The organism is Arthrobacter zhaoxinii, from assembly GCF_025244925.1.
Lineage (GTDB): Bacteria > Actinomycetota > Actinomycetes > Actinomycetales > Micrococcaceae > Arthrobacter_B > Arthrobacter_B zhaoxinii.
On record NZ_CP104275.1, the window covers coordinates 3,372,457 to 3,397,539 of the forward strand.

A 25,083-nucleotide genomic window follows, 5' to 3' on the forward strand; every position below is an offset into this window, starting at 1 on the left:
TCCATGGATGCCTCCGCAAACACCCCGCAGTTCCTGCGCCGCACGAACCTGCGCGCCGTGCTGGAGGTGCTCCGTGCTGCCCCGTCCGTCACGGGCACCGATCTGATCAATGCCACGGGCCTGACCCGGGCCACCGTGATTGCGGTGTGCGATGACCTGATCGCCCGCGGCTGGGCCCGGGAAACGGTCTCCCCGCGCATCGACCGGCAAAAAGGCCGGCCCGCCCGCCGGTTCGAATTCAACGAAAGCGCCGGTTACGTCCTGGGGCTCGACGTCGGCATTGCCACCGTCCGGGTCCTGGTTGCCGATCTCGCGGGCGCCGTCGTCGGCGAATCGGAGGCCCGGTTCCCGCGCCACGGCGGGGAGCCGGAGGAACGACGCCGGGTAGTCACCGAAGCCGTCGACGCCGCGCTGGCGAACGCCGGGATTTCCTCCGCGGCGGTGCTGTGCGCCGGCATGGGCATCGCGGCCCAGGTCACCGGGGCAGGCGCCGTTGCCCCGGGGCAGGACGTGGCCCCGATGTTCGATCTGGGATTGAGCTCCACCTTCAGCGACTCCCGGGGCTGGCCGCTGCTGGTGGAAAACGACGCCAAGCTGGCGGCCCTGGCCGAACGCTGGCGCGGGGTCGGCGCGGGCGAAGACAACCTCGCGGTCATCCTGGCCGGCGAGCGGCTGGGCAGCGGCATTATCGAGTCCGGCCGCCTGCTGCACGGCGCTTCCGGCGGCACGGGCGCCATGGGTGCGCTGGATCTGGTGGAGGGCGTGGGCAACGAGGACGGCATTGCGAAGCTTGCGCGGCTTTGGGGCAGCGCGGCTTTGAACGAAGGCCACAACGGCCGGATCCGCGACCTCGTGGGGCCGGACACCAACCGCGCCTCGGCCCGGCTGGTGTTCGAGGCGGCCGCCGCCGGGGATCCGGTGGCCGAAGAAATCCTGGACCGGATTGCCCGGCGGATGGCTCGGGTACTGGCCCTGGTGTCCTCGTTCTTTGATCCGCGGCTGATCGTGATCGGCGGCGCGGTGGCTGCCTCGGCCACTGCCCTGCTGCCCGCCATGACTCGGGAGCTGGACCGGTACGCGGTAAAGCCGCCCCGGGTGGCGGTTTCCAATCTGGGCACCATGCTGGTGCCCACCGGGGCTGTCCGCCTGGCCCTGGACTACGTGGAGACCCACCTCTTGGACCTCGTGCCCGAGCCGCGCCGGGAGTAGTGCAAAAAAGGGCCGGGTGCCGCTGCACCCGGCCCTTTGACTGCGGAAACTACGCGGGGGCCGATCCGTCCTCGCTGTCGTTCTCCCGGTCCTCATCCGGTCCGCCGTCGTGGTGGCCGTCGTGGTGCCGGCCGCCGTCGTGCCGGCCTTCACCTTCCTCGGCGTCCTGGTCCTTCTCCTGGGGACCTTGGCCGCCCGGACCCTGCTCCTCGGCGTCCTCGCCGTCGGTGTCCCGGTCCTGGTTCCGCCCCTCGGCGTCCTCCCGGTCGGGACCCGGTCCGTCGCCGTCGCGGTCGCGGTCACCGTCACGGACGTCGCCGTCGCCGTCGGTGTCCTGACCCTCCTCCTGGGCGTCCTGCTCGCCCTGGGTATCCTGCTCGTCGAACAAATCCCGGCTCTCGTTGTCCCCGGCGTCCTGTTCCTGGGCCGTGGTGCCGGCCTGTTCAAATTCCGTGTTGTCCCCTACAGCGGTACCCGCGAAGAAACTGGCAACCAGCAGGCCAACCCCGGCGAGGGCGCCGCCGCCCCAGACGATGGCTTTCCGAGCTCCGCTCCCCATAGCCATATTGGTGTTTCACCTCCGAATGAGTGGTTTTCTTGCAGTTCCATCTTCAAACCGGATTCTTTGAGAATGCTTGAAAAACGCAGCGGGCAAGCAGAAAGCGGGCCGCCATGGAGGCCGAACGAGCCGCTGGGAGATATATGCACCCCTGCGCATATGGCGCGGATTCCTGCGGCAGGGCGGGCCGGATGAAGGCATCCTGTGCCTAGAACGCCACCAGCTGCAGCAGACGGCGGAGTTCGCGCTGCTCGGCGGCGCTGAGCTTCGCCATGGAGATTTCGGTGGCGCCGTCCACTGCCTCCTTGGCCTTGCCATACAGGGCATGTCCGTCCTTGGTGGGCACAATGACCTTTGACCGGCGGTCCCGCGGATCGGTCTGACGCTCGACGGCGCCGCGGTGCTCCAGCTCGTCCACGATGGCCACGATCTGGCTGGGATCCAGCACCAGGAACTGACTCAGCTCCCGCTGCGTGGGTGCGGTTCCACCGCAGGCCAGGGACAGCACGGAGTAGTGGCGCACCTTCAGCCCGAAGTCGGCCAGCCGGCGGTTGGCCTCCGCCGATCCGATGGATGCGGCACGCGCCATCAGGAACACGGGTTCGGCGCCGAGGCTGGCAGCGGCGAAGCGCGCTGCGTCGGCAACGCCGTCAGGGGAGGTGCTCATAGGGTGTTGGATCCTTCGGCAGGGACACGGTAGGACCCCATCCTAGAAGACGGATGCAGCTCCTAATCAATGAGGATCATAACTGTTGACAATTTCAACGGTATGCCGTGGAATGGTTCCAATGCCGCAACGTGGCCGCAGTCACATGCAGCCGGCCTGAGCAAAGGAGCTTCGAATGACCGCTGAATCCACTGGTGCACTCGCCGGAAAGGTCGCCGTCGTCACCGGCTCCGGCCAGGGCCTCGGGCTGGCCTACGCCTCCGAACTCGCCCGCCGGGGTGCCGCCGTCGTCATCAACGACGTGGTTCAGGAAACAGCAGACCGGGCCGTCGAAATGATTACTTCCGCCGGAGGCCGGGCCGTCGCCGTCGTCGCCCCGGTAGGCACCACTGAAGCCGCCGTAGCCCTGGTGGAGGGTGCCGTGGCCGCCTTCGGCCGCCTGGACATCCTGGTCACCAATGCGGGTGTCCTGCGGGACAAGTCACTGCTGAAGATGACGGACGAGGATTTTGACCTGGTGATCCAGGTGCATCTGCGCGGCACGTTCACCTGCGCCCGCGAGGCGTACCGGTACTTCAAGGAAAACAACGTGGCGGGCCGGATCATCACCATCGGCTCCCCCACCGGCCAGTACGGCAACTTCGGCCAGACCAACTACGCCGCCGCCAAGGCCGGCATTGTCGGCATGGTCCGCACCTGGGCGCTGGAAATGCGCAAGGCCGGCGTCACCGCCAACGCCGTCATTCCCGTGGCCGCCACCGCCATGACCGAGACGGTCCCCTACTTCCGCGCCGCTGTCGAGGCGGAACGCCGCGGCGAGCCGATGCCGGACTTCTTCCGCAAGGACCTGGGGTTCGGCACCTCCGCCGACGTCGCCGGGCTGGTCGCCTATCTGGCCTCCGACGACGCCGCGGGGATCACCGGGCAGGTTATCGGTGCCGGCGGGGACCGGCTGCAGATCTTCTCCCACCCCGTCCCCGTAGTCACCGAATACCGCGAGGGCGGCTGGACGTTTGAGGCGCTGCACGAGCAGTTCCCCGCACTCTTGGAGGGCAACCTGCAGCCGGTCGGGGAGAAGATGCCTCCGCTGCCTGAGGAACTCGAACCGCAGGCATCGTAAGGGGAATCAAAATGCGATACGAATACGGCCTCGACCTGGCGTCCCTGGACGCCATCGACATGCACGTGCACATCGAGTGCTCGGACCACGGCCACGCCTCGCTGCCGGCGGCCCTCACCGAGGCTTCCGCCAAGTACTTCAAATCCGAGGACCGCAGCCCCACCCTGGACACCATCGCCGAACGCTACCGCGAGTGGCGGATGGCCGCCGTCGTCTTCACCGTGGACGCCACCACCGCGCTGGGCCACGAACCAAACTCCATCGAAGAGATCGCCGAGGGCGCGGCACGCAACAATGACGTGCTGATCCCCTTCGGCTCCGTGGATCCACTGCAGGGCAGCCGGGCGGTCGACCGGGCGCGGATGCTGGTGGAGGACTACGGGGTCAAGGGCTTCAAGTTCCATCCTTCCCTGCAGGGTTTCGATCCTTCGGACCAGCAGTTTTATCCGATCTACGAGGCCATCGCCGCCCTGGGCGTCCCGGCCCTGTTCCACACCGGGCAGAACGGCATGGGGGCCGGACTGCCCGGGGGCTACGGCATCAAGCTTGCGTACTCGAACCCGATGCTGCTCGATGCCGTTGCCGCGGACTTCCCGGAACTGCAGGTCATCATGGCCCACCCGTCCGTGCCATGGCAGGACGAGGCCAACTCGATTGCCATCCACAAGGCCAATGTCTGGATCGACCTGTCCGGCTGGTCGCCGAAGTATTTTCCGGAGTCCCTGGTGCGGGCTTCGAACTCGATGCTGGCCGACAAGGTCCTGTTCGGCACCGACTATCCGCTGATCTCCCCGCAGAAGTGGCTGGGTGCCTTTGAGCAGCAGAGCTTCAAGGATGAAGTGCGCCCGAAGATCCTGAAGGACAACGCGGTGCGCCTGCTTGGGCTGGATACCGCTGCCGGCGCTGCTGCCGGTGCCGCCGGTGCAGGGGAACGCGCATGACCGGCCTGCTGACCGAGTCCCGCCTGTACCCCGACTGCGATCCGTTCAACGTCGAGGGGCGGCTGACCGAGGCGGAGAAGGCACCGCTTCGGCGTCTGCGCCGGGTCCTGGAAGACACCGCCCGGCCGCTGCTGGCGGACTACTGGGAGGCCGGGGAGTTCCCGTACCAGCTGGACGGTCCGCTGCGGGAGCTGAACCTGATGGTTCCGCCTGAGCTGACTGCCGGCGGCGCCGAACCGCGGGCGCTCTACCACGGCTTCCGGATCTTCGAACTGGCCCGCACCGACGCATCGCTGGCCACCTACTACACCGCGCAGGCCGGGTTGTTCCGCACCGCCTGCCGGGTGGGAGGAACACCGGAGCAGTTTGCGCAGTGGGATCCGTTGATCACCACCTTCGAAATGACCGGCGTGTTCTGCCTGACCGAGCCCGAGCACGGTTCGGACATTGCCGGCGGGCTCTCGACGTCGGCACACCGCGACGGCGACGAGTGGATCCTGGACGGGGCCAAGCGGTGGATCGGCGGCGCGTTCACCGCCGACTATCTGGCGGTCTTCGCCCGGGACGTCGCCGATGGACAGGTCAAGGGGTTCCTCGTGGACCGCGAAGCACCCGGGGTGCGGCTCGAAAAGATCCGCGGCAAAACGTCGCTGCGGATGATGCAGAACGCCGACATTTCCCTCGACGGCGTCCGCGTTCCTGAATCCCGGAGGCTCGGCAACGTGAACTCCTTCAAGGATGTCGCGGCGATGCTGCGGGCCATGCGGTCCGACGTAGCCTGGATCGCTACCGGCATCCAGGCCGGAGCGTACGAAGCTGCGCTGCGGTACGTCCGCAGCCGCGAACAGTTCGGCCGGTCGCTGGGGAGCTTCCAGCTGGTCCAGGAAAAACTCGCCCGGATGCTGGGCAACGTCACCGCGTCCCTGAATCTGGTGGCCGGGCTGGCGGAGCGCCAGCAGGAAGGGATTTTCCGGGATGAGGATTCCGCCCTGGCGAAGATGTGGATCAGCCTGCACATGCGGGAAACCGTTGCCCTGGCCCGCGAAGTGGTCGGCGGCAACGGCATCACCCTGGCCACCGATGTCGCACGCTTTCACGCCGACGCCGAGGCCGTCTATTCCTACGAGGGAACCCACGAAATCAATGCGCTGGTCGTAGGCCGCGCAATCACCGGCAAGAGCGCCTTCATTTGACGTATTCCGCCGTATTCCGCCCCGCAACCCAGGAGTTTTCCATGACCGAAGCACCCGCCTCCGCCCAGACCATCGTCGCGTTCGATGAGGTTCAGAACCTCATCGGCAAAAATCTCGGACACTCGGCATACCGCGAGATTACGCAGGGCCAAGTGGACCTGTTTGCCGACGCCACCGATGACCACCAGTGGATCCACGTGGATCCGGAGCGGGCCAAGGACGGCCCCTTCGGCGCTCCGATTGCCCACGGGTTCCTGACCCTCTCGCTGCTGATCCCGATGTGGGGCGAGCTGTTCGATGTGACGGGCGTCAAGACGAAGGTCAACTACGGCCTGGACAAGGTCCGCTTCACCTCGCCGGTGAAGGTCGGCTCCCGGATCCGGATGACCGCCGAAATCGCCGATGTCCAGGACGTCAAGGGCAACGGCCTGCACGTGGTCGCGGACCTGACCATCGAGATCGAGGGCCAGGAACGTCCGGCCGTCATCGCCCGTTTCCTCAGCCGGCTGTACGCCTAGCGTTTCCGGGCCGCCCCGGGGCCCCCGGGGCGGGCGGAGGGGTTACCGCCAGTAGTTGTTCGCGGCCGCAACGGTCGCGAACTCAGTGGCCACCACGTGGGAGGCCGCGATGATGCCGTCCGGGTTGTTGGCATAGGCGTCGCGGATGATGTGCTCCGCCTGGTCGTCCGGCTGGATGGCGAAGGCGGTCTGCAGCGCCAGTTGAATGGCCAGCTGCCGGCCTTCCTCCGGGGTGGCGCACTTGAGCGAATTGTTCGGAACAAGCTCCATGGTGTCCGTCCTGTCTTTTCAAAGCCCGCCGGCCTGCCGGCTCGGGCGTGCGGGCGGATACACCCGACGGCACCAGTCTCGCCCCGCACCGCCCGGCGCTCAACCGTTCGCCCCGCTTTGCCGTCCACTGAAGCAAGGACGGCGTTGCAGGGCTATGTCCCGGTCCGCTGCTTCAAGGCCGCCTCCACCGCGGCAACCACCGCGTACAGCAGGATCGAGGCCAGGGTCACGGCGACGACGGCGGCCCACACCTGGTCATACCGTGCCCGGGACACCGCGGAGACAATCCCGTAGCCGATTCCCTGCCCCGTGGCGAGCCACTCCGCGAGCAACGCCCCGGTCAGCGCCCCGGGAATGGATACCCGCAGCGCGGTGAACAGGGCGGGCACTGCGGTCGGCACCGCCACCTTCCGGAAGGCATCGAACCGGCTACCCCCGTACACCTGCACCACCTCGAGCATGGCCGGCGAGGCGGAGCGCAAGCCAAACACGATGGTGACGAGCGCAGGGAACAGCACCACAATGCCGCCCATCGCGGCCACCGCCGCCTCCTGCCGGCCGAAGACCAGGATGATCATCGGTGCCAGTGCCACCAGCGGCACCGAGCGCAGGAGCATGGCCAGCGGCATCAGTGCGTGCTCCACCCCGCGGAACAGGGTGAAGACACAGGCCGCGGCGAGCGCGGCCAGCATGCCGGCGGCGAACCCCATGCCGGCGTCGAGCAGTGTCTGTCCCAGCTGCCCGCCCACCAGGGCGCGGTTCTCCGCGGCCTCCGGGTCCAGGACCAGGAAAGTCCAGACCTCCCACGGTCCCTTGCCGATGTAGGCGGACACGTCGAAGACCTTCAGCAGCCCGATCCAGAGCGCACCAACCACGGCCAGTGAGACGGCCAGGCCCAGCAGCATCCGGCCGACGGACCGGACCAGCGCGCCCATCACAGCCCGCCCATCCGGACACCCGGCCCGCCGGAGGACCACGGAACAACAACCCGGGACAGGAGCCCGAGCACCGCATAGGCGGAACCGGCCAGTGCGGCACACGCACCCGCCACACCCCATACCCGCGCCACTTCCAGGGTCTGCTGCGCGTTGACCATCGCCGGCCCCAGTCCGCGGTCCACTCCCCCCACGTACTCCCCGAGGATCGCACCGAGCAACGCGGCCGGTGCTGCAATTTTCAACGCCGCCAGGACCGACGGCAGGGCGGCAATAATGCGGACCTTGAGCAGCTGATGGATCCTGCGGCCGCCGAAAACCGTGACGATGTCCAGGCAGGCACGGTCCGCCGCTTTCAAGCCGGCCAGGGCGCTGACCATCGTGGTGAAAAACACCGACAGTGCTGCCAGTGCCACCGCGGTCCCGGAGGACTCCCCGGACCGCGGCGGGCCCAGGACAATAAAGATCACGGGGCCGACGGCGACCACCGGCAGGCAGTAGCTGACAACGGCCAGCTGGGTGGCGACCTGCTCGAGCCGCGGGACCAGCAGCACCAGGAACGCCAGCAGCAGGGCCAGGGCATTGCCCCACAGATAACCGGCGCCGGCCTCGGCCAGGGTCACGGCGGCATTGCGCCAGTAGAAGCCCCATCCGTCGGCGCCCATCTGGGCGAGGACCTGCCACGGGGTCGGGATGGCTCCGGGGCCGCCGTCGCCCGCGGCCCCGATGCCGCTGAGGAAGGTGGCCGCTCCCACCCACCAGAGGGCCAGTACGGCGGCCGCACCGGTGACCCCCACCGCCCACGGCGGCACGCGGGTCATGAATCCTCCGCGGAGGACGGCCCGCCGAAAAGGAGCTCGGAGGCGTGGTCGTGCAGGGCGTGGAATTCGGGGGTCCGCATCATGTGCGGGGTGCGCGGCCGCGGGAGGCCCACGGTGATGACCTCCTTGACACGGCCGGGACGCGGACTCATCACCGCCACCGTGTCCGAAAGGAAGATGGCCTCGGAAATACCGTGGGTGACCATCAGCGTCGTGGCGGGTTTCTCGGTCCAGATCCGCAGCAGCTCAAGGTTCAGGCGTTGGCGGGTCATGTCGTCCAGGGCCCCGAAGGGCTCATCCAGCAGCAGTACCGACGGTTTCAGAACCAGCGCCCGCGCAATCGAGACGCGTTGCCGCATGCCGCCGGAGAGCTGCGCAGGCCGGGCCTTTTCGAATCCCTCCAGGCCCACTAAATTGATCAGCTCGCGGATATACGCGTCATCCGCTGTATGGCCGGCAACCTCCAGCGGCAGCCGGATATTCGTGTACACGCTCCGCCATGGCAGCAGCGCCGAGTCCTGGAAGGCGATGCCCAGTTCATGGCCGCGCCGGAGATCCTGAGGCGACTTTCCGTCGACAAGGACTTCCCCGGTGGTCGGTGTTTCCAACCCGGCCAGGATCCGCAGCACGGTGGATTTTCCGCAGCCGGAGGGACCCAGCAGGGAAATGAAGGAGCCGCGGTCGGTGACGAGGTTGGTTTCCGTTAGGGCAGTCACCTCTTTCCGCCCCGATCCGAACGTCTTGCCAAGGTTCGTTATCCGGATTCCCGTACCGCTGCCCGGCCGGGCAGCTTCCCCGGGTGCTGCTGTGCCCGGGGAAGCAGGGGCCAGGGTGTGGTCGGACTGCATCTACTTCAGCTCCGGGTTTTCCTCGTACACCTCGGCCAGGAGGCTCATATCGAACACCTGCTCGGCGGTGAGGTCATATCCGGCCAGTTTCAGGATCTCCAGGTTCTCCTCGATCAGTGAGTCCGAGATGGTGAACAATCCGTTGGCCTCGGTGTCCGCCGAGACAACAAGCTTGGTGTTCTGTTCCTCGGCCTGCCGGATTTCCTTCGCCGTGTCCAGGTTCAGGTCCGTGCCGTATACCTCGACGGCCAGCCGTGCGGACTCTTCGGGGTCAGCGACGGCGTCCTTCCATCCCTGTGCGGTCGCCTTCAGGAATGCCTTCAGTTCCTCCCGGCGGGTTTCAATGGCTTCGTCGGTGGTCACGAAGCTCTCCGCGATGAACGGGAGGCCGTTGTCGGCGAATGGCAGTACGGCAGTCTGGTGCCCGGCCTGCTCCAGCGTCAGCACTTCATTGGTGAGGTAGCCGAAAAATCCATCCACATCGCCGTTGACCAGCGGCTGCGGGTCATACTGCACCGGGACCTTTTCCACGGACCCGGGATCGATCCCGTTGACCTCCAGCAGGGCGTCAAACAGTGTTTCGTTGACGCCGGCCTGCACTCCGATCCGTTTGCCGGCGAGGTCCTCCGGCGTGGTGATGGGCAGGGAATCCAGGGAGATGATGACGAACGGGTTCTTCTGATAGGTGGTGCCGATGATTTTCAGCGGCGCGTCCTGCTCCGCGATGACCGGGGCCACCCCCATGGGGCTGGAGGTTCCCACCAGGGCGCCCCCGGAGAGAACCATGGTTTCGGTCGAGGTGCCGCCGGGACCGCCTGCTATGAGGTTCACCTCGGAGAAGCCTGCATCGGCGTAATAGCCCTTCTCCTCGGCGAAGTACTCACCGGCGAATTCGGCGTTCTTGATCCAGGACAGGTTCACGTCCAGGGTGTCGTACTCCGCGTCCCCGGCGTCGTCGGCGGATCCGCCGCAGGCGGTGACCATCAGAAGGCTGGACGCGGCGAGTACGCCGAGCAGGATTCGTGCATTCGCGGTGCGTTCGCGCAGCCGGGGCAGGACGTTCATGGGTACCGCTTTCAGTAGGTGCGGGGTGATGAATCCCGAGCCTAGGAACGCTTTGTTTCTGCGGCGGACACCCCCTGTTACGGTGCGGTATCGGTCCGTTACGGTGCCGTAAACTCCCTCTCCTCCGCTGGCCCCAACGGGATCCCGGCGTTACACCAGCAGCTCGTCGACGTCGGCCCACACGTCGGACGGCCGGACCTCGGCCACAAACGAGTCATCATGTTCACACCGCTCCGCCGTCCAGCCCACCTGCGTCACATCAACCTTGCAGACGGGACACGCTGACACCCAGGACATGTGCACCCGGTGCCGGGCACGGCCGATCGCCCCGGCGTTGACGACGTTGCCGAACCAGTAGATCCCCACGGTGGCGGCCCCGACCGCCTGCGCCAAGTGTCGGGGGCCGCTGTCGTTGCCCACCATCACCGCGCTGGCCTGCAGCAGGGCCGCGAGCGCACCGATGCCCAGCTCACCGGCCAGTGACCGCACGGGTGCCGCCGGCCCGGCGTCGGCGAGCGCAAGGTCCACAACCTGCTGCGCAAGGCCCCGGTCGGCGTCGTCACCCACCACCACTACCTGACAGTCCCGGGCAGCGGCACGCACCGCCACTTCCGCGAAGTACGACGCCGGCCACCGCCGCCGCGGGTCCGTGGCCCCGGGGTGCAGGGTCACCAGGCTCCGGTCCGGCATCACCAGGGCCCGTGCCGCTGCGGCCTCTTCGGCGAGGACCGGAAGCTGCCCCTCCAGACTGACGGGAGCAGCGCCGGCCAGACCCGCCACCTCCAGGGCACGGAAGACCTCGTGCTGGTAGTAGATGTAGGGGATGCACCGGTCCAGGGCGGCGGCATCGGGGGTCCGGGTGCCCACGGTGTGCCGGGCCCCCAGGCCGAGCAGAAAGGGATTGGAATTCCGGCCGCCGCCGTGCACCTGGACGGCCAGGTCGAACCGCTCCAGCCGCATCCGGGCCAGGAACTCCTGCACGGCCTGCGGGTCCTCGGGTCCGGCGGCGATCCCGGGAGCTGCGGGCAGGACCTCCACCCGGTGCACCGGCCCCGGGCGTCCCGTCAGCAGGGCGGCATGCAGTGCCGTGCCCAGCAGTGTGACGGACGCGGACGGATACGCGGCGGAGAGCGCTTCGATGGCGGGCAGGGAGAACATCAGATCCCCCAGACCTCCGCCGCGCAGGACGGCAATCTTCCCTACGTCGGGAAACCGGGGTCCCATCGGCCCAACCCCGCGCCGCATTCCGTGCTGCTGCTCGAACCCCTGCTGTCCGGGAGGAAAGGCCTGCATCATCGGTGTCCTTCGGTCGCTGCACCGTGGCCGGTGCTGGCCCCCACCCTAGGGGCCGCTGCCGCAGCGTCACAGGGTGAAGGTCAGTCCTCCGGCAGTTTGGATGCAAGGATGCCGCGGATATAGTCGCGGTTCATTCCCGAAACCGTGAGCCCGTCGCCGCCGTAGTGCTCCACGCACATGGGACCGTCGAAGCCGGCGTCCAGGGCCATTCCGATTGCCTCCCGGTAGTTGATGAACCCGAGCGCCAAAGGTGCGGGGGAAGAGGCGTAGGACCCGGTGGCGGGGTCGTAATCACGGAAGTAGTTCTTCAACTGCCAGTAATTGGTGTGGGGCAGCATCTTGGCCAGCATCGCGCGCCAGTCCTCGACCTCGCGGTGCAGACGGACAATGTTGCCGATATCCGGACACAGTCCCACGTTCGGCAGATCCACGGCGGTCACAAGCTGCACGGAACTGTCAGCCGTTCCAAGGAAGGTTCCCTCGTACATCTCCAGGGACAGGCTCACGCCGCGCTCCGCCGCGTACTCACCAAGTTCCCGGAAACGGAAGGCGGCTTTTCCGCGGTTCTCCTCGGTGTCCTCATTCTCGGCACCCTCAGCCAGCCAGAACCAGGTCGCGTCCTTCTGCGCCTGGGTCAGCGGATCATGCAGTCCCAGACACACCATGGGCACCTCGAGGTCCGCCGCGGCATCGATGGTCCGCTTCGTGTAGGCCATATTCAGCCGGGCCTGCTCCTCGTCCGGAGTGATCACGCTCTTACGCGTGACGGCGATGTCGCTGAAGGCGAGGTCGTAGGAGCGGGCCGTCTCCAGGAGTTGTTTCCGCCCAAGCGCATCAAGATCACCCGGACGTACCCAGGAATCCGTGAGGTCAACGTGGTCAAAACCTGCGTGGCGGACCTCCCGGAAGGTCTGCTTCCAGGCTTGGGGACCGGCGGCAGTGCGGTCGCGGCCGTCCGCAGTGACACCGGTGAAATTCAGCAGGGCCGCACCGATCGGCCAGTTTTCGGGGTTGTAGCCCATGTTGCTCTCCTTGGGAGTCGCGTTGGCCAACACCCTATAGGATATTGGCAGGCTGTCCAGCCGGAAACGGCAGGCATGGGTAAGGGAGTGGCATGGAGAAGAACACCGCCGGCGGGACGTGGATCCAACGCAGCATCCTGACCGACCAGGTGCACAAGGAAATCCTCGCCCGCCTCATGGACGGAAACCTGGAATCCGGTGCTTCCATCAGCATTGACGGAACGGCGCGTGAGCTCGGCGTGTCACCCACGCCGGTGCGGGAGGCCCTGGCCCGGCTCGAGTCCACGGGCCTGGTGACCCGTGCCGCCCTGCGCGGCTACCGGGTTGCGCCGCGGCTTACGCAGCAGGAACTGATTGACCTGATGGAGGCCCGGTTGCTGCTCGAACCGCACAACGCGGAAGTGGCCTGTGCGCGTTCCGACACGGCTTTCCTGGCGGAATTGGAACAGGCTATCGAGGATCTGCGGCAGGCACCGAACGGGCCGCACTTCGCCGATTACCGTTCCTACTGGGAGGCCGACGAGCGCTTCCACCGCATCATTGTCGAGCAGACGGCGAACAAGTTCCTTGTCGGCGCCTACAACTCCCTCGGCGGACATGTGCACCGGTTCCGGCTGTTCGGCGGAACCGGCGTGGGCGATGCCGGCAGTGCCATCGAAGAGCACACCCGCATTCTGCACGCTTTGCGTGCCGGGGACGCGGACGCTGCGCGGACAGCCATGGCCGGGCATCTCTGCGGTGTCCGGGATCGCGCCGTCCGCGAAACCGGCGCCGCCGGTTAGGCCGGACGCAGTACGGCCCGACGGAGCACCCATTTGTCGTTCGAATGGTTGACAGCATCACAACTCGCGTGGATCCTATAGGAAACACGACATGCATCCGGTGTAGTTCCTATCCGCTCTTCCAGTCCCGCATCCAGATGGCGCCGTGTCCGCAGACGCAGCACGTGCACATCAGAGGAGATGGGGATCATGGCCCAGCGCGCAGTAGCAGTAGTCGGTTCGGGATACATGGGCGGGGGCATCGCCCAGGTCCTTGCCTTGGGGGGCGCGCGGGTAGCCCTGGCAGACGTTTCGCAGGAGGTCGCTGAAAAGAACCTCGAACGCCTGCTCGGTGAGGCCGAACAGTTCGTGGCGGACGGGTTGTTTCCGGCGGACGCGGTGCAGCGCCTGCAGGAGAACCTCTGGGCCGCACCGAGCATTGAAGACGCCGTCGCAGACGCCTCCTACATTGCGGAAGCGGTCCCGGAGGTCATCGATATCAAGCACGGCACCCTGCGCCGGATCAGTTCGGCGGCACGGCCCGACGCCGTGATCGGCTCCAACACCTCGACCATTCTGATCGCCACGCTTGCGGAGGCCGTCGACAACCCCGGTCGTTTCCTCGGAGTCCACTTCTCGAACCCTGCGCCGTTTATCCCCGGCGTCGAAGTCATCCCGCATGCGGGCACCACTCCGGAAACGGTTGCGGCCGCCAAGGAGATCGTCGAGCTTGCGGGCAAGCAGGCCGCGGTGGTCAAGGATGTCACCGGGTTTGTGCTCAACCGCCTGCAGTACGCGCTGTTCCACGAGGCCGCCCAGCTGGTCGAAGAGGGCATTGCGAGCGCAGACGACGTCGACACCCTCGTTCGTACTACCTTCGGGTTCCGCCTGCCGTTCTTCGGCCCGTTCGCCATCGCGGACATGGCCGGACTGGATGTCTACTCGTTCTGCTATGCCTCGCTGCAGACGTCATTTCCCGAACGGTTCGCCACCCCGAAGATCCTCCAGGACCTCGTGGCGGAAGGGAAGCTCGGCACCAAGTCCGGCGGCGGGTTCCTGCAGATCCCCGCGGAACGGGCGAACGAGCTTATTGCCTACCGCAACAAGGCCTACGTGGCCATGACCGGGCTGCTGAAGGAACTCGGCCCCAGCCCGGTCGATGAGGCTGCCGCGCAGGACGGCGCTGCTACGAACGCCGGTTAGATCCGCAGTACCAGGCCAGGCTCCGCCGAAGGGATAAGCACCGCGAGGCGCTGCCCCCACCGGCGGTCATTCGAAGCGACCGAGGTGGAACCATGACTTATCTTGTAAACGATCCCGCGGACTTCGCCACGGACGCCCTGCGCGGCTATGTGGCCGCCCATCCCCGGCACGTCACCATGGCCCACGGCGGCGTGGTGCGCTCGAGCGAAACACCCAAGGGCCAGCCGGCCCTGGTCATCGGCGGGGGGTCCGGACACTACCCGGCCTTCGCCGGATGGGTCGGGCCGGGCATGGGCCACGGTGCGCCGTGCGGCAACATCTTCTCCTCACCCTCAGCCTCCCAGGTGTACTCCGTGGCACGCTCCGCCGAAAACGGCGGCGGCGTTGTCCTCGGCTTCGGCAATTACGCCGGTGACGTCCTGCATTTCGGGCAGGCCGCCGAAAAACTGCGGGCAGAGGGTGTGGACGTGCGGATTGTCCGCGTGTCCGACGACATCGCCTCGGGCGCCGCCGGGGAGCACCGTGAACGCCGCGGTATCGCCGGGGATCTGGTGGTGTTCAAGATCGCCGGCGCCGCCATCGAGGCCGGCGCGGACCTCGACGACGCCGAGCGGGTCGCCTGGAAGGCCAATGACGCCACCCGCTCTTTCGGCGTCGCCTTCAAGGGGTGCACCCTGCCCGGCGCCGCAGGGGCATTGTTCGATGTGCCGGTGGGCGAGATGGGGATCGGGCTGGGCATCCACGGGGAGCCCGGCATCCGGGAGGTCCCGATGGGCACCGCCGAGGAGGTCGCCGACCTCCTCGTTGACGGAGTGCTGGAGGAGGAGCCGGAGCGGACCCCGGAGGGCTACCGGGGGCGGGTGGCCGTCCTGCTCAACGGGCTGGGTACGGTCAAGTATGAGGAGTTGTTTGTTGTCTACGGGCGGGTGGCGGAACGCCTGGCCGCGGCAGGGCTCACCGTGGTGGCCCCTGAAGTCGGCGAGCACGTCACCAGCCTGGACATGGCGGGATTGTCCCTGACCATCGTTTTTCTCGACGACGAACTCGAGAAGTACTGGCTGGCCCCTGCCGACACCCCCGCATTCCGCAGGGAAGCTCCGGACCTTACCCCCAGGCCGGAACGCACCGGGGTGCATGTTCCGGGCGAAGAGGCCATACCCGTGTCCGCCCCCGGGTCCCGGGAGCTGGCGGGACGGGTTGTGCAGGCGCTGGAAGTGATCCGTTCCACCACGTCCGAGCACGAGGAGTACTTCGGCCGGCTGGATGCAGTAGCGGGCGACGGGGACCATGGCCAGGGAATGGCCTACGGGTCGCGGGGTGCAGCCAAGTCGGGCCGGGCGGCGGCCGAGCAGGGCGCCGGAGCGCGGACCGTCCTCATCCATGCCGGCGAGGCCTGGGCCGAGGAAGCCGGCGGCACGTCCGGCGCACTGTGGGGCGCCGCCCTGACCGCGGCCGGCGGAGTTTTCACCGACGCCCGCGGTATCGACCCTGCCGAGGTGGTGCGGGCAATCATTGCCGGAATCGAAGCGGTCCTTCGAATCGGCGGCGCGCAGCCGGGGGACAAAACCATGGTTGACGCTGCCCTCCCCTTCCGGGACACCCTTCTCGCGGAGTTTGAAAGGTCTTCCGACCTGGCCGGATCCATGAAGAAGGCCGCCGGTGCCGCGCGGGAAGCTGCCCAGGCCACCGCGCAGATCACCGCCCGCCGCGGCCGTTCCCGTGTCCTGGGTGAAAAGAGCCGGGGCACTCCGGACCCCGGGGCTGTTTCGTTCGCTGTGTTGATGGACGCCCTGGGCGACTTTTTCGGTTCCCCCGCGGCTGTGCCCGGGGAACTTCCGTGACTGTGTGGGTGGGCACCAGCTGGAAGATGAACAAGACCCTGGCGGAGGCTAGGGCCTATGCGCAGGGCCTCCTCGCAGCTGTGTCCGGGCACGGGCTCGACGGCGTTCAGCCGTTCGTCATCCCTCCTGCCTCCGCGATCGCCGCCGTGGCGGAGATTCTGGGCCGCGACGGCCGCGTTCTGGTCGGGGCGCAGAACGCCCACTGGGAAGATGCCGGGGCGTGGACCGGAGAGGTATCCGTACCGCAGGTCGCCGACGCCGGGGCCCGGATTATCGAGATCGGCCATTCGGAACGGCGGGAACATTTCGGCGAAACGGACGATACGGTGCGCCGCAAGGTTGCCGCTGTGCTGCACCACGGACTCATCCCGCTGCTGTGCATCGGGGAACCTGCATCCGTGAAAAATGCCGGAGGTTCCGCCGCCTTCATTCTGAACCAGGCACGCCGCGCGCTGGACGGGCTCGACGACGATCAGCTCGCCCGCGTCCTGATCGCCTACGAACCCATCTGGGCAATCGGTGTGAACGGCCGTCCGGCCACCGCCGGAGAGCTGCAGGAACCGTTCGCCGCGCTCTGGGGTCGCTACGGCGGCAGGGTTTCCGCCCTGCTTTACGGAGGCTCGGTCAGTGTGGACAACGCCGCGCAGCTGCTGGAGATCGAGCACGTCGGTGGACTGTTTGTCGGGCGTACTGCCTGGCAGCTGGAGGGATACCTGAGTCTGCTCGGGATCGCTGCGGAACGCGGGACCTACCGGGGCACACCCGCCTGAAAACGAACGCAAAAAGACAGAAGGAAACCCTGATGAACGAGAACAAGAAACTGCGGATTGTCATAGGCGGCGACGATGCCGGCTTCGATTACAAGGAAGTCCTGCGCAGGGACCTCGAGGCAGACGAGCGGGTGGAGAGCGTCGTGGATGTCGGGGTTTCCGGCAGCGAGAACGTGGACTACCCCCACGTCGCGGTGGACGCGGCACGGAAAGTGGCCAGCGGCGAGGCTGACCGCGCCCTGCTGATCTGCGGCACGGGCCTGGGCGTGGCTATCTCGGCCAACAAAGTCGCCGGAATCCGGGCAGTGACGGCCCATGATTCGTACTCCGTGGAGCGCTCAGTGCTGAGCAACAACGCGCAGGTGCTGTGTATGGGCCAGCGGGTAGTCGGTCTTGAACTCGCCCGGCGCCTGGCCAAGGAGTGGCTCGGCTACGTCTTTGACCCGGCCAGTGCTTCGGCGGCGAAGGTGGACGCCATCACCGGCTACGAGTCCAGCTGAGCGCCCGGTATCGTCCGCGCGGCGGACCCGCCTCAGGATGAGTTGCGCGCGGGTGCCGTGGACGAACGGACGATGAGCCGCGTAGCCAGTTCGACGCGGGTCGGTTCAGGCCGGTCCCCACCCATTTCACGCAGCAGCGCCCGCACTGCCGTGCGCCCCATCTCCTTCAGGGGCTGGGCTACGGTGGTGAGCTGCGGAACGGCCTGCTCACCGATATAGGTTCCGTCGAAACCGACCACGCTCAGGTCGCGGGGAACGGAAATCCCCCGGGTCCGTGCGTGTGCCAGCACCCCGAGGGCAATGCTGTCGGAAGCGGCAAACACGGCCTGCGGCGGGCGGTCGAGGGCAAGGAGCCGGGCCAGGGCCTCGCTTCCTGTGTCCGCGTCGAAGTTCCCTGCCCGGACGTAATCCTCCACGATCGGAATACCGCGTTCGAGGAGGGCGGCCCCGTAGCCGTGCTCGCGGTCCTGGCTGCACTCGGCGCTGGCAGGACCCCCGATGAATCCGATGCGGGTGTGACCCAGGTCGAGCAGGTGCTCCGTGGCGGCCTTGCCGCCCGCCCAGTTCGTCGCACCCACGCTGGACACCCCCGGCCCCGACGGGTTTATCGGGTCAATCACCACCACGGCAATACCGCGGTTCTGGATAGCCTTGATCTGCCCGGACGACCACCGGGACGTCACCAGCAGGAGCCCCCGCCGGCCCCTCTCCCGCATCCGCTCAGCCTTCTCCTCGGCCGGATGCCCGCCCATCTTGGACAGCACCACCTCCGTTCCGCCACTTTCCGCGCACTCGAGGATTCCGTCCATCACCTCCGCGTAGTAAGCACTGGTGACACTGTCCACCACCACGTCGATTGTTCGGGGAGCAACAGGCACCGGCGGTCGCCGCTGGCCCGGGGGCAGGTAGCCCGCCCGGTCCAAGGCATCAAGGATCCGCCGGCGGGTGGCGGGGGCTACGTCACCCCGGTTATTGACCACCTTCGACACCGTGGGCACCGAAACCCCCGCAAGAGCCGCAACCGACGCCAGTGTCACCTTGCCCATCGTTTCCGTCACTATTCGAAAACCTTTCGCTCGTACTGCCACCCGCAATCAACTCCTGCTGGGCAGCATATCCCTCTCCCCACGGTGGGAAGGAGAAAAAAGTTCAGCTAAGAAAAACCTTGACGACGGCATGTGATGTAGATAACTTTACGCATGTTAGTTGTTTTTATCGAAAATGTTTCGATATCTCTTCCGCAGCGTGGCGGTCAACGGCCGCGTACCAGCGGAGTTGACCCGCCCATCTCCGCCAGCCGCTTTGCCGCTGACTGAGTCGACTTACGGAAGAACTGATAAACATGCAAAGACGCACTTCTTTTATCGCCGCAGCCTCCGCACTCACCATGGCTGTTGGCCTGGCCGCCTGCGGTTCGGGCGGCCCCTCCGATCCGGCCGCAGACTCCGATTCCCCCTCGATGTGGGCGCTCACGGGCAGCAGTGAGGATATTTTCCGCTCGTCCGTGGAGCGTTGGAACGAAGAAAACCCGGATAACAGCATCAATCAGGAATTCTTCGCCAATGACGCTTACAAAACCAAGGTCCGCACGGCAATAGGCGCGGGAGAAGGACCGACCTTCATCTATGGATGGGGCGGCGGCGTGCTGAAGTCCTATATTGATGCAGGCCATGTCACCGAACTCGACGAGTTCCTGGCGGACAACCCCGAGGTGAAGGACCGGTACATTCCCTCGGTGCTGGAAAACGGCGTGATTGACGGTAAGACCTACGCCCTGCCGAACAACAACATGCAGCCGGTGGTGCTGTATTACAACAAGGAAGTCTTCGAAAAGATCGGGGCGGAGCCGCCCAAGACCTGGGAAGAACTCATGGCACTGGTGCCCGAGTTCAACGAGGCCGGAATTGCGCCGTTTGCGCTTGCCGGCCAGTCCAAGTGGCCGAACCTCATGTGGCTGTCCTACCTGGTCGACCGCATCGGCGGGCCCGAAGTGTTCCAGGCAATTCTGGACGGCGAAGAGGACGCCTGGTCCGATCCCGCCGTCATCGAGGCACTCACGAAAATCCAGGAACTTGCCGACGCCGGCGGCTTCATCAACGGTTTCTCCTCCATCGCGGCTGATGCCGGCGCCGACAGTGCGCTGCTGTACACCGACAAGGCTGCGATGATGCTCCACGGCGGCTGGATCTACCAGAACCTGAAGAAAGATGCCCCTGAATTCGTCGAAGCGGGAGACGTCGGTTTCGTTTCCTTCCCCGCCGTTGAAGGAGGGGCGGGCGATCCCGCCAACATCGTCGGCAACCCCGCAAATATGTGGTCGATTTCGGAGACAGCTTCGGACGAGCAGAAAGAGTCGGCGCTCAATTACCTGAAGGACGGGCTGTTCAGCGAGGAGTACACCCAGGCCATGATCGATTCGGGGGCCGTGCCTGCGGTCAACGGCATTGAAGACCAGCTGGCAGCCTCTGAGGACAAAGATTTTGTCCAGTTCGTCTACGGCCTGGCGCAGGACGCCCCGAGCTTCCAGCTCTCCTGGGACCAGGCACTCAGCCCGGCCCAGGGCGACGCCATGCTCGCTAACCTCGACCAGATCTTCCTGGGCGAGATTACGCCGGAGCAGTTTGCCGAGAACATGAACGCAACTCTGGGCAAATGAGTACCCTGCTGAAACCGAAGCCGGGCATCCCCGTGAGGGGTGCCCGGGCTGAGGGTCCGTCCGCATGGATGGTTGTCCCGGCCCTGGTCTTCTTCCTGACCTTTGCCGTGATACCCCTGCTCGGCGTCGTCTTCCTCAGCTTCACCCGCTGGAACGGGCTGGGCGAAATCACCTGGGGCGGCCTGGAGAGCTGGCGGATTGCGCTGACCGATTCCGTCACCCTGAATGCTCTCGTCGTCACCCTGAAAATCCTGGTCTATTCACTGCTCGTGCAGGTTCCCGTGAGTCTCCTGCTGGGCGTCTTTACGGCCGGGAGGCAGCGTTACAGGGCACTGCTGGCGGTTCTGTACTTTGTCCCCCTCCTCCTCTCCTCGGCTGCGGTTGCCATCGCCTTCAGGGCACTCCTGGACCCCAACTTCGGCGTCGGGCCGGGCCTGCACCTTCCGGCCCTGGCGCAGGACTGGCTGGGCAACCCCGACCTGGTGCTCTTCGTGGTCGTTTTTGTCATTGCCTGGCAGTTTGTTCCCCTGCACACCCTGATTTACCAGGGCGGGGTGCGTCAGATTCCCGCATCCTTCTACGAAGCCGCCCAGATCGACGGGGCAGGACGCATGCAGCAGTTCTTCCACATCACGCTGCCGCAGCTGAAGTACACCATCATCACGTCCTCAACCCTCATGGTCCTCGGATCACTGGCGTACTTCGACCTGATTTTTGTTCTCACGGCGGGCGGCCCCGGATACGCCACCAGGCTCCTGCCCCTGCACATGTACCTCACGGGCTTCCGTGCGAATGACATGGGTGCAGCCAGCGCCCTCGGTGTCATCCTCGTCGTTATCGGTCTGGGGCTCGCCCTCATCCTGCAGCGGCTTGGCGGCAGGAACCGCGGCGCCAGCCAATTGGAAGGATCATAATGGCACTCGCCACCGAGTCACCGAAGACACATGAACCCGTCAGGCAGCCCGCGAGGCGGCGCCGGGCAGTCCGGAGCACCCCCAATATCGTCGGAGGTTTCGGCGGCTGGGTGTGGCTGGCCCTGATCATTCTCCCCATCTATTACGTGGTGATCACAAGCCTGAAAAACCAGGCGGGTTTCTTCGGAAGTAATCCGCTGGCGCCGCCCACCGACCCGACACTTGCGAATTACCGGACGGTCCTGGAGGCAGACTTTGTCCGGTACTTCTTCAACAGCGTGATCGTCACGCTGGGCAGCGTAGTGCCGGCGGTCGCAGTTTCCTTCATGGCCGCCTATGCAGTGGTTCGAGGCAGCGGCCGCGTCATCGCATCAGCCCATACGTTGTTCCTGCTGGGGCTGGCCATTCCGCTGCAGGCAACCATCATCCCGATTTATTTCATGATCACCAAGGCCCAGCTCTATGACACCCTGCTGGCCCTGATACTTCCCTCGATAGCGTTCGCCATTCCGATCTCGGTCCTGATCCTGTCGAACTTCCTGAGGGATGTACCGCGGGAGCTTTTCGAATCAATGAGGCTGGACGGCTGCTCGGAATTCACCATGATGTGGCGCCTGGCCCTTCCGCTGGTCCGTCCCGCAGTGGTCACGATCGCCATCTACAACGCCTTGAACGTCTGGAACGGTTTCCTGTTCCCGCTCATCCTCACCCAAAGCCCCGATATGCGGGTGCTGCCGCTGTCCCTGTGGACCTTCCAGGATGAGTTCACGGTCAATGTGCCGGCGGTCCTGGCCGCAGTGGTGCTCTCCACGCTGCCGCTGGTGATCCTGTACGCATTTGCCCGCCGCCAGCTCGTCAGCGGCCTCACGGCCGGGTTCAACAAATGAGCGGGGAAAACGCCGGTCCGGCGGCTTCCGCTTCCAAGCCTGCGCTGCGGGTAGGCATGGTCGGATACTCCTTTATGGGCGCCATGCATTCCCATGCCTGGCGCACCGCCCCGCGCTTCTTCGATCTGCCGATGCGCCCGGAACTCGCCGTCCTTGCCGGCAGGAACAAGTCAGCCGTGGAAACCGCCGCAGAAAAAATGGGCTGGCGGGACACCGAAACGGACTGGCGGGCTTTGGTGGAACGGGACGACGTCGACCTCATCGACATCTGCACTCCCGGTGACACCCATGCAGAGATAGCCATTGCCGCCCTGGCGGCCGGCAAACACGTGCTCTGTGAAAAACCGCTGGCCAACAGCGTCGAGGAGGCCGGCCACATGGCTGCGGCCGCCAAGGCTGCCGAGGCAAAGGGGGTCTTCGCGATGTGCGGTTTTTCGTATCGCCGGACCCCCGCACTGACGCTCGCCCGCAGGCTTGTGCAGCAGGGCAGAATCGGCACCATTCGGCACATCCGTGCCCAGTACCTGCAGGACTGGCTGTCCAGCGAGTCGGCCCCGCTCACCTGGCGTCTGGACAAGAGCAAATCGGGGTCCGGTGCGTTGGGCGACATCGGCGCGCACAGCATCGATGCAGCCCAGTATGTCTCGGGCCTGCCGATTGTCAGCGTCTCGGGCCTGCTGCAGACCTTTGTCCATGAGCGTCCCGTGGGCGGGACCTTGGTGGGTCTCGGCGGCGCGGGCGCCAGCGACGGGGCGAAAGGGCCGGTCACCGTGGACGACGCCGCGATCTTCACTACGAGGTTCGACGGCGGTGCTGTGGGTGTCTTCGAAGCAACCCGTTTCGCGCTGGGGAGGAAGAACTCCATGCGCCTGGAGATCAACGGTTCCCTGGGCTCACTGGCGTTCGACTTCGAGAACATGAATTCACTGGAGTTCTATGACGGCGCGGAGCCGCCGGAAACGGCTGGATTCAGGACCATCAACGTTACCGAGCCGGAGCACCCTTACACCGGTAATTGGTGGCCCGCCGGTCACGGTCTTGGATACGAACACGGTTTCACCCATCAGGTAGTGGATCTCGTGAATGCGATCTCCGCCGGCAGCACGCCGTCGCCGTCTTTTGCAGAGGCCCTGCAGGTGCAAAAAATCCTGCACGCCGTAGAGCAGAGTGCAGAAGCCGAATCGGTTTGGCAGCATGTCTGAGCCGCTCAACCCAATCCTTACGAAAGAGACTCCATGAAAAACAAACAGGCCCTGGTCGTCCGAGGCGGCTGGGACGGCCACCAGCCGGTTGAAGCCACGGAGCGGTTCATCCCGTTCCTCAGGGACCGGGGGTTCGATATCCGGATTGAGGAATCACCCAAGGTCTATGCAGACGCCGACTATATGTCCGGGGTGGATCTCATCATGCAGTGCAACACGATGAACACCATCGAAAAGGACGAGTTCCGCGGCCTCCGGACGGCAATAGAAGCCGGTACCGGCCTGGCTGGATGGCACGGCGGAATCGCTGATTCCTACCGCAACGAATCCGACTACCTTCACCTGATCGGCGGTCAGTTCGCGTGCCATCCCGGTAAGCATCCGGAAGAGAGAACCGGGGAACAGTCCGACAATTACGTGCCCTACCGGGTGAATATGCTGCCCGCCGCCGCTGACCACCCCATCACCGCCGGAATAGCGGACTTCGATCTCGTCACCGAGCAGTACTGGGTACTTGCGGACGATTACATCGACGTCCTGGCAACCACAACCCAGGCCGTCCGGGAATGGGATCCCTGGAACCGGCCGGTAACCTCCCCGGCCATCTGGACCAGGCAATGGGGCAAAGGCCGGATTTTCGTCTCGACGCCGGGGCACCGCGTGGAGATTCTCGACGATCCAAACGTGCGTCTTATCATCGAAAGGGGTTTGCTGTGGGCGAGCCGTTGAACGTCGGAATCATCGGATGCGGCGCGATTGCAGCGCAGTACCTGAATACCTTTCCCTCCCTGGGGTCCATCCGCCTCCAGGCGGTCGCGGACCTGGACCCCCGCCGCGCAGCAGCCGTCGCAGACTCTTCCGAAAACGTCCGCGCACTGTCCGTCGATGAGCTATTGGCTGATCCCGAGATAGACACGGTCCTTAACCTCACCATTCCTGCCGCTCACGCGGAGGTCGCAGCGCAGGCCATTGCTGCGGGAAAGCACGTCTACGGCGAGAAGCCCCTGGCTGCGGAGACAACCTCTGCACGGCACGTACTCGAACTGGCGGAGAACGCCGGGGTCCGGGTCGGCTGCGCTCCTGACACGGTTCTCGGCACGGGGATCCAGACCGCGCGCAAAGCCGTCGACGACGGCCTGATCGGCCGTCCCGTCGCCGCCGTCGCAACCATGGTCACGCCCGGCCACGAGCGGTGGCACCCCAACCCGGACTTCTACTACGTACCGGGAGGAGGGCCGCTCCTGGACATGGGCCCGTACTACGTCACGGCTTTGGTCACCCTGCTCGGGCCGGTCACTTCCGTGATCGGCTCCGCCAGCCACCTGCGCGAACACCGGACAATCGGGACAGGTCCGCGGGCCGGCAAATCGGTGCCGGTGTCAGTCGATACCCATGTCACCGGTGTGCTTGTTCATGAGTCCGGCGCACTGTCCACACTGATCATGAGCTTCGATGCCGTGCAGACCCGTGCTTCCAACATCGAGCTGCACGGTGAGGAGGCGACCCTGACCGTGCCTGATCCGAATTATTTCGACGGCGACGTCTCCATCTGCACGCTTGCGGGCCGGGACAACGGGTGGGACGCCCTCCCCGCCAGCGCGGGGTACATCGGTGCAGGCCGTGGTTACGGCCTCGCCGACATGGCCCTCACCCCGGCCGGCGAACAGCACCGCGCCAACGGCCAGCTGGCCTATCACGTACTCGACGTCATGGAATCGCTGCTGCGGTCGGCGGCAGAGGGAACCTCGGTTCCGGTGCAAAGCACCGCACAGAGGCCAAAGGCAGTTCCGCTCACGTCACTGTCCCGGCTCGCCGTCCCGTAAGTAGTTCCCGAAGCCTGTTTCGGGGCATGGGGAGGACTGCTCTCCATGCCCCGTCGGACGGC

Annotated in this window: 26 protein-coding genes; 16 read left to right on the top strand and 10 right to left on the bottom strand. The window is 65.9% G+C overall.

Annotation, left to right across the window (positions count from 1 at the left end):
• Positions 1-3 precede the first annotated feature (3 nt).
• Complete coding sequence (locus N2K95_RS15805) at positions 4-1,209, top strand: ROK family protein (protein WP_260652327.1); 1,206 nt, start codon at positions 4-6, stop codon at positions 1,207-1,209.
• Between the two features lie 49 nt (positions 1,210-1,258).
• On the opposite strand, the gene N2K95_RS15810 is transcribed toward N2K95_RS15805, so the two are convergent.
• Positions 1,259-1,774 carry a hypothetical protein gene (locus N2K95_RS15810; RefSeq protein WP_260652328.1) on the bottom strand — a complete coding sequence of 172 codons (516 nt, stop codon included), beginning with the start codon at positions 1,772-1,774 and terminating at the stop codon, positions 1,259-1,261.
• A gap of 202 nt (positions 1,775-1,976) precedes the next feature.
• Entirely contained in the window at positions 1,977-2,435 is a 459-nt protein-coding gene (locus N2K95_RS15815; RefSeq protein WP_260652329.1) for a MarR family winged helix-turn-helix transcriptional regulator, read from the bottom strand.
• Positions 2,436-2,610: 175 nt separating this feature from the next.
• Here N2K95_RS15815 and N2K95_RS15820 point away from each other — a divergent pair, with 175 nt between their 5' ends.
• From N2K95_RS15820 to N2K95_RS15835, 4 genes are read left to right on the top strand one after another with little or no spacing between them, the layout of a single operon-like run.
• Positions 2,611-3,555: an SDR family NAD(P)-dependent oxidoreductase gene (locus N2K95_RS15820; protein ID WP_260652330.1), complete on the top strand. Its 945-nt coding sequence runs from the start codon at positions 2,611-2,613 to the stop codon at positions 3,553-3,555.
• Positions 3,556-3,566: 11 nt separating this feature from the next.
• The gene (locus N2K95_RS15825) at positions 3,567-4,496 is read left to right on the top strand and encodes an amidohydrolase family protein (protein WP_260652331.1); all 930 of its coding nucleotides are present in this window, start codon (positions 3,567-3,569) and stop codon (positions 4,494-4,496) included.
• On the top strand, positions 4,493-5,689 hold the full coding sequence (locus tag N2K95_RS15830; RefSeq protein ID WP_260652332.1) for an acyl-CoA dehydrogenase family protein: 1,197 nt from the start codon (positions 4,493-4,495) through the stop codon (positions 5,687-5,689). The genes N2K95_RS15825 and N2K95_RS15830 overlap by 4 nt, the downstream gene beginning before the upstream one ends.
• Positions 5,690-5,730: 41 nt before the next feature.
• Positions 5,731-6,207 (top strand): MaoC family dehydratase, encoded by a 477-nt coding sequence (locus N2K95_RS15835; RefSeq protein ID WP_260652333.1) that lies wholly within the window; start codon positions 5,731-5,733, stop codon positions 6,205-6,207.
• A gap of 42 nt (positions 6,208-6,249) precedes the next feature.
• Here the strand turns inward: N2K95_RS15835 and N2K95_RS15840 are convergent, their stop codons facing one another.
• The 7 genes from N2K95_RS15840 to N2K95_RS15870 form a co-directional block, all read right to left on the bottom strand.
• A complete protein-coding gene (locus N2K95_RS15840) occupies positions 6,250-6,477 on the bottom strand; it encodes a hexameric tyrosine-coordinated heme protein (RefSeq protein WP_260652334.1) in 228 nt (75 codons plus the stop codon).
• Positions 6,478-6,629: 152 nt separating this feature from the next.
• Positions 6,630-7,412 carry an ABC transporter permease gene (locus tag N2K95_RS15845; protein WP_260653847.1) on the bottom strand — a complete coding sequence of 261 codons (783 nt, stop codon included), beginning with the start codon at positions 7,410-7,412 and terminating at the stop codon, positions 6,630-6,632.
• A complete protein-coding gene (locus tag N2K95_RS15850; protein ID WP_260652335.1) occupies positions 7,412-8,233 on the bottom strand; it encodes an ABC transporter permease in 822 nt (273 codons plus the stop codon). The genes N2K95_RS15845 and N2K95_RS15850 overlap by 1 nt, the downstream gene beginning before the upstream one ends.
• Entirely contained in the window at positions 8,230-8,949 is a 720-nt protein-coding gene (locus N2K95_RS15855) for an ABC transporter ATP-binding protein (RefSeq protein ID WP_260652336.1), read from the bottom strand. Before N2K95_RS15855 ends, N2K95_RS15850 begins: the two co-directional genes overlap by 4 nt.
• A gap of 132 nt (positions 8,950-9,081) precedes the next feature.
• Positions 9,082-10,146, bottom strand: a complete 1,065-nt coding sequence (locus N2K95_RS15860; RefSeq protein ID WP_260652337.1) for an ABC transporter substrate-binding protein — start codon at positions 10,144-10,146, stop codon at positions 9,082-9,084.
• 150 nt (positions 10,147-10,296) lie between these two features.
• Positions 10,297-11,439 (bottom strand): glycosyltransferase family 9 protein, encoded by a 1,143-nt coding sequence (locus N2K95_RS15865; protein WP_260653848.1) that lies wholly within the window; start codon positions 11,437-11,439, stop codon positions 10,297-10,299.
• 83 nt (positions 11,440-11,522) lie between these two features.
• A complete protein-coding gene (locus N2K95_RS15870; RefSeq protein ID WP_260652338.1) occupies positions 11,523-12,494 on the bottom strand; it encodes a sugar phosphate isomerase/epimerase family protein in 972 nt (323 codons plus the stop codon).
• A gap of 62 nt (positions 12,495-12,556) precedes the next feature.
• On the opposite strand from N2K95_RS15870, the gene N2K95_RS15875 reads away from it, so the two are divergent.
• The 5 genes from N2K95_RS15875 (at position 12,557) to N2K95_RS15895 (ending at position 17,539) form a co-directional block, all read left to right on the top strand.
• The gene (locus N2K95_RS15875) at positions 12,557-13,246 is read left to right on the top strand and encodes a GntR family transcriptional regulator (RefSeq protein ID WP_260652339.1); all 690 of its coding nucleotides are present in this window, start codon (positions 12,557-12,559) and stop codon (positions 13,244-13,246) included.
• 189 nt (positions 13,247-13,435) lie between these two features.
• Positions 13,436-14,428 carry a 3-hydroxyacyl-CoA dehydrogenase family protein gene (locus N2K95_RS15880; RefSeq protein WP_260652340.1) on the top strand — a complete coding sequence of 331 codons (993 nt, stop codon included), beginning with the start codon at positions 13,436-13,438 and terminating at the stop codon, positions 14,426-14,428.
• Between the two features lie 92 nt (positions 14,429-14,520).
• Positions 14,521-16,269 (top strand): dihydroxyacetone kinase family protein, encoded by a 1,749-nt coding sequence (locus tag N2K95_RS15885; protein WP_260652341.1) that lies wholly within the window; start codon positions 14,521-14,523, stop codon positions 16,267-16,269.
• Positions 16,266-17,039 carry a triose-phosphate isomerase gene (locus N2K95_RS15890; RefSeq protein ID WP_313771117.1) on the top strand — a complete coding sequence of 258 codons (774 nt, stop codon included), beginning with the start codon at positions 16,266-16,268 and terminating at the stop codon, positions 17,037-17,039. Before N2K95_RS15885 ends, N2K95_RS15890 begins: the two co-directional genes overlap by 4 nt.
• Positions 17,040-17,071: 32 nt before the next feature.
• Positions 17,072-17,539: a ribose-5-phosphate isomerase gene (locus tag N2K95_RS15895; RefSeq protein ID WP_260652342.1), complete on the top strand. Its 468-nt coding sequence runs from the start codon at positions 17,072-17,074 to the stop codon at positions 17,537-17,539.
• Positions 17,540-17,571: 32 nt separating this feature from the next.
• On the opposite strand, the gene N2K95_RS15900 is transcribed toward N2K95_RS15895, so the two are convergent.
• Positions 17,572-18,597, bottom strand: a complete 1,026-nt coding sequence (locus N2K95_RS15900; RefSeq protein ID WP_313771118.1) for a LacI family DNA-binding transcriptional regulator — start codon at positions 18,595-18,597, stop codon at positions 17,572-17,574.
• Between the two features lie 284 nt (positions 18,598-18,881).
• Between N2K95_RS15900 and N2K95_RS15905 the strand changes: the two genes are divergently transcribed.
• From N2K95_RS15905 to N2K95_RS15930, 6 genes are read left to right on the top strand one after another with little or no spacing between them, the layout of a single operon-like run.
• Positions 18,882-20,195: an extracellular solute-binding protein gene (locus N2K95_RS15905; RefSeq protein WP_260652343.1), complete on the top strand. Its 1,314-nt coding sequence runs from the start codon at positions 18,882-18,884 to the stop codon at positions 20,193-20,195.
• Complete coding sequence (locus tag N2K95_RS15910; protein ID WP_260652344.1) at positions 20,192-21,109, top strand: carbohydrate ABC transporter permease; 918 nt, start codon at positions 20,192-20,194, stop codon at positions 21,107-21,109. The genes N2K95_RS15905 and N2K95_RS15910 overlap by 4 nt, the downstream gene beginning before the upstream one ends.
• A complete protein-coding gene (locus tag N2K95_RS15915; RefSeq protein WP_260652345.1) occupies positions 21,109-21,996 on the top strand; it encodes a carbohydrate ABC transporter permease in 888 nt (295 codons plus the stop codon). The genes N2K95_RS15910 and N2K95_RS15915 overlap by 1 nt, the downstream gene beginning before the upstream one ends.
• Positions 21,993-23,198, top strand: coding sequence for a Gfo/Idh/MocA family protein (locus N2K95_RS15920; RefSeq protein ID WP_260652346.1), 1,206 nt, complete (start codon positions 21,993-21,995; stop codon positions 23,196-23,198). The genes N2K95_RS15915 and N2K95_RS15920 overlap by 4 nt, the downstream gene beginning before the upstream one ends.
• A 33-nt stretch (positions 23,199-23,231) precedes the next feature.
• Positions 23,232-23,927 carry a ThuA domain-containing protein gene (locus tag N2K95_RS15925; RefSeq protein WP_260652347.1) on the top strand — a complete coding sequence of 232 codons (696 nt, stop codon included), beginning with the start codon at positions 23,232-23,234 and terminating at the stop codon, positions 23,925-23,927.
• Positions 23,912-25,021: a Gfo/Idh/MocA family protein gene (locus N2K95_RS15930; RefSeq protein WP_260652348.1), complete on the top strand. Its 1,110-nt coding sequence runs from the start codon at positions 23,912-23,914 to the stop codon at positions 25,019-25,021. The genes N2K95_RS15925 and N2K95_RS15930 overlap by 16 nt, the downstream gene beginning before the upstream one ends.
• Positions 25,022-25,083 lie beyond the last annotated feature (62 nt).

What these genes read in the sequence shown, in the direction of transcription:
- N2K95_RS15805 (WP_260652327.1), top strand. Translation starts at nt 4, where the DNA reads ATGGATGCCTCCGCAAACACCCCGCAGTTCCTGCGCCGCACGAACCTG.
- N2K95_RS15815 (WP_260652329.1), bottom strand. Translation starts at nt 2,435, where the DNA reads ATGAGCACCTCCCCTGACGGCGTTGCCGACGCAGCGCGCTTCGCCGCT.
- N2K95_RS15840 (WP_260652334.1), bottom strand. Translation starts at nt 6,477, where the DNA reads ATGGAGCTTGTTCCGAACAATTCGCTCAAGTGCGCCACCCCGGAGGAA.
- N2K95_RS15850 (WP_260652335.1), bottom strand. Translation starts at nt 8,233, where the DNA reads ATGACCCGCGTGCCGCCGTGGGCGGTGGGGGTCACCGGTGCGGCCGCC.
- N2K95_RS15895 (WP_260652342.1), top strand. Translation starts at nt 17,072, where the DNA reads ATGAACGAGAACAAGAAACTGCGGATTGTCATAGGCGGCGACGATGCC.
- N2K95_RS15810 (WP_260652328.1), bottom strand. Translation starts at nt 1,774, where the DNA reads ATGGCTATGGGGAGCGGAGCTCGGAAAGCCATCGTCTGGGGCGGCGGC.
- N2K95_RS15865 (WP_260653848.1), bottom strand. Translation starts at nt 11,439, where the DNA reads ATGCAGGCCTTTCCTCCCGGACAGCAGGGGTTCGAGCAGCAGCACGGA.
- N2K95_RS15825 (WP_260652331.1), top strand. Translation starts at nt 3,567, where the DNA reads ATGCGATACGAATACGGCCTCGACCTGGCGTCCCTGGACGCCATCGAC.
- N2K95_RS15845 (WP_260653847.1), bottom strand. Translation starts at nt 7,412, where the DNA reads ATGGGCGCGCTGGTCCGGTCCGTCGGCCGGATGCTGCTGGGCCTGGCC.
- N2K95_RS15820 (WP_260652330.1), top strand. Translation starts at nt 2,611, where the DNA reads ATGACCGCTGAATCCACTGGTGCACTCGCCGGAAAGGTCGCCGTCGTC.
- N2K95_RS15830 (WP_260652332.1), top strand. Translation starts at nt 4,493, where the DNA reads ATGACCGGCCTGCTGACCGAGTCCCGCCTGTACCCCGACTGCGATCCG.
- N2K95_RS15875 (WP_260652339.1), top strand. Translation starts at nt 12,557, where the DNA reads ATGGAGAAGAACACCGCCGGCGGGACGTGGATCCAACGCAGCATCCTG.
- N2K95_RS15885 (WP_260652341.1), top strand. Translation starts at nt 14,521, where the DNA reads ATGACTTATCTTGTAAACGATCCCGCGGACTTCGCCACGGACGCCCTG.
- N2K95_RS15925 (WP_260652347.1), top strand. Translation starts at nt 23,232, where the DNA reads ATGAAAAACAAACAGGCCCTGGTCGTCCGAGGCGGCTGGGACGGCCAC.
- N2K95_RS15910 (WP_260652344.1), top strand. Translation starts at nt 20,192, where the DNA reads ATGAGTACCCTGCTGAAACCGAAGCCGGGCATCCCCGTGAGGGGTGCC.
- N2K95_RS15905 (WP_260652343.1), top strand. Translation starts at nt 18,882, where the DNA reads ATGCAAAGACGCACTTCTTTTATCGCCGCAGCCTCCGCACTCACCATG.
- N2K95_RS15915 (WP_260652345.1), top strand. Translation starts at nt 21,109, where the DNA reads ATGGCACTCGCCACCGAGTCACCGAAGACACATGAACCCGTCAGGCAG.
- N2K95_RS15880 (WP_260652340.1), top strand. Translation starts at nt 13,436, where the DNA reads ATGGCCCAGCGCGCAGTAGCAGTAGTCGGTTCGGGATACATGGGCGGG.
- N2K95_RS15835 (WP_260652333.1), top strand. Translation starts at nt 5,731, where the DNA reads ATGACCGAAGCACCCGCCTCCGCCCAGACCATCGTCGCGTTCGATGAG.
- N2K95_RS15920 (WP_260652346.1), top strand. Translation starts at nt 21,993, where the DNA reads ATGAGCGGGGAAAACGCCGGTCCGGCGGCTTCCGCTTCCAAGCCTGCG.
- N2K95_RS15860 (WP_260652337.1), bottom strand. Translation starts at nt 10,146, where the DNA reads ATGAACGTCCTGCCCCGGCTGCGCGAACGCACCGCGAATGCACGAATC.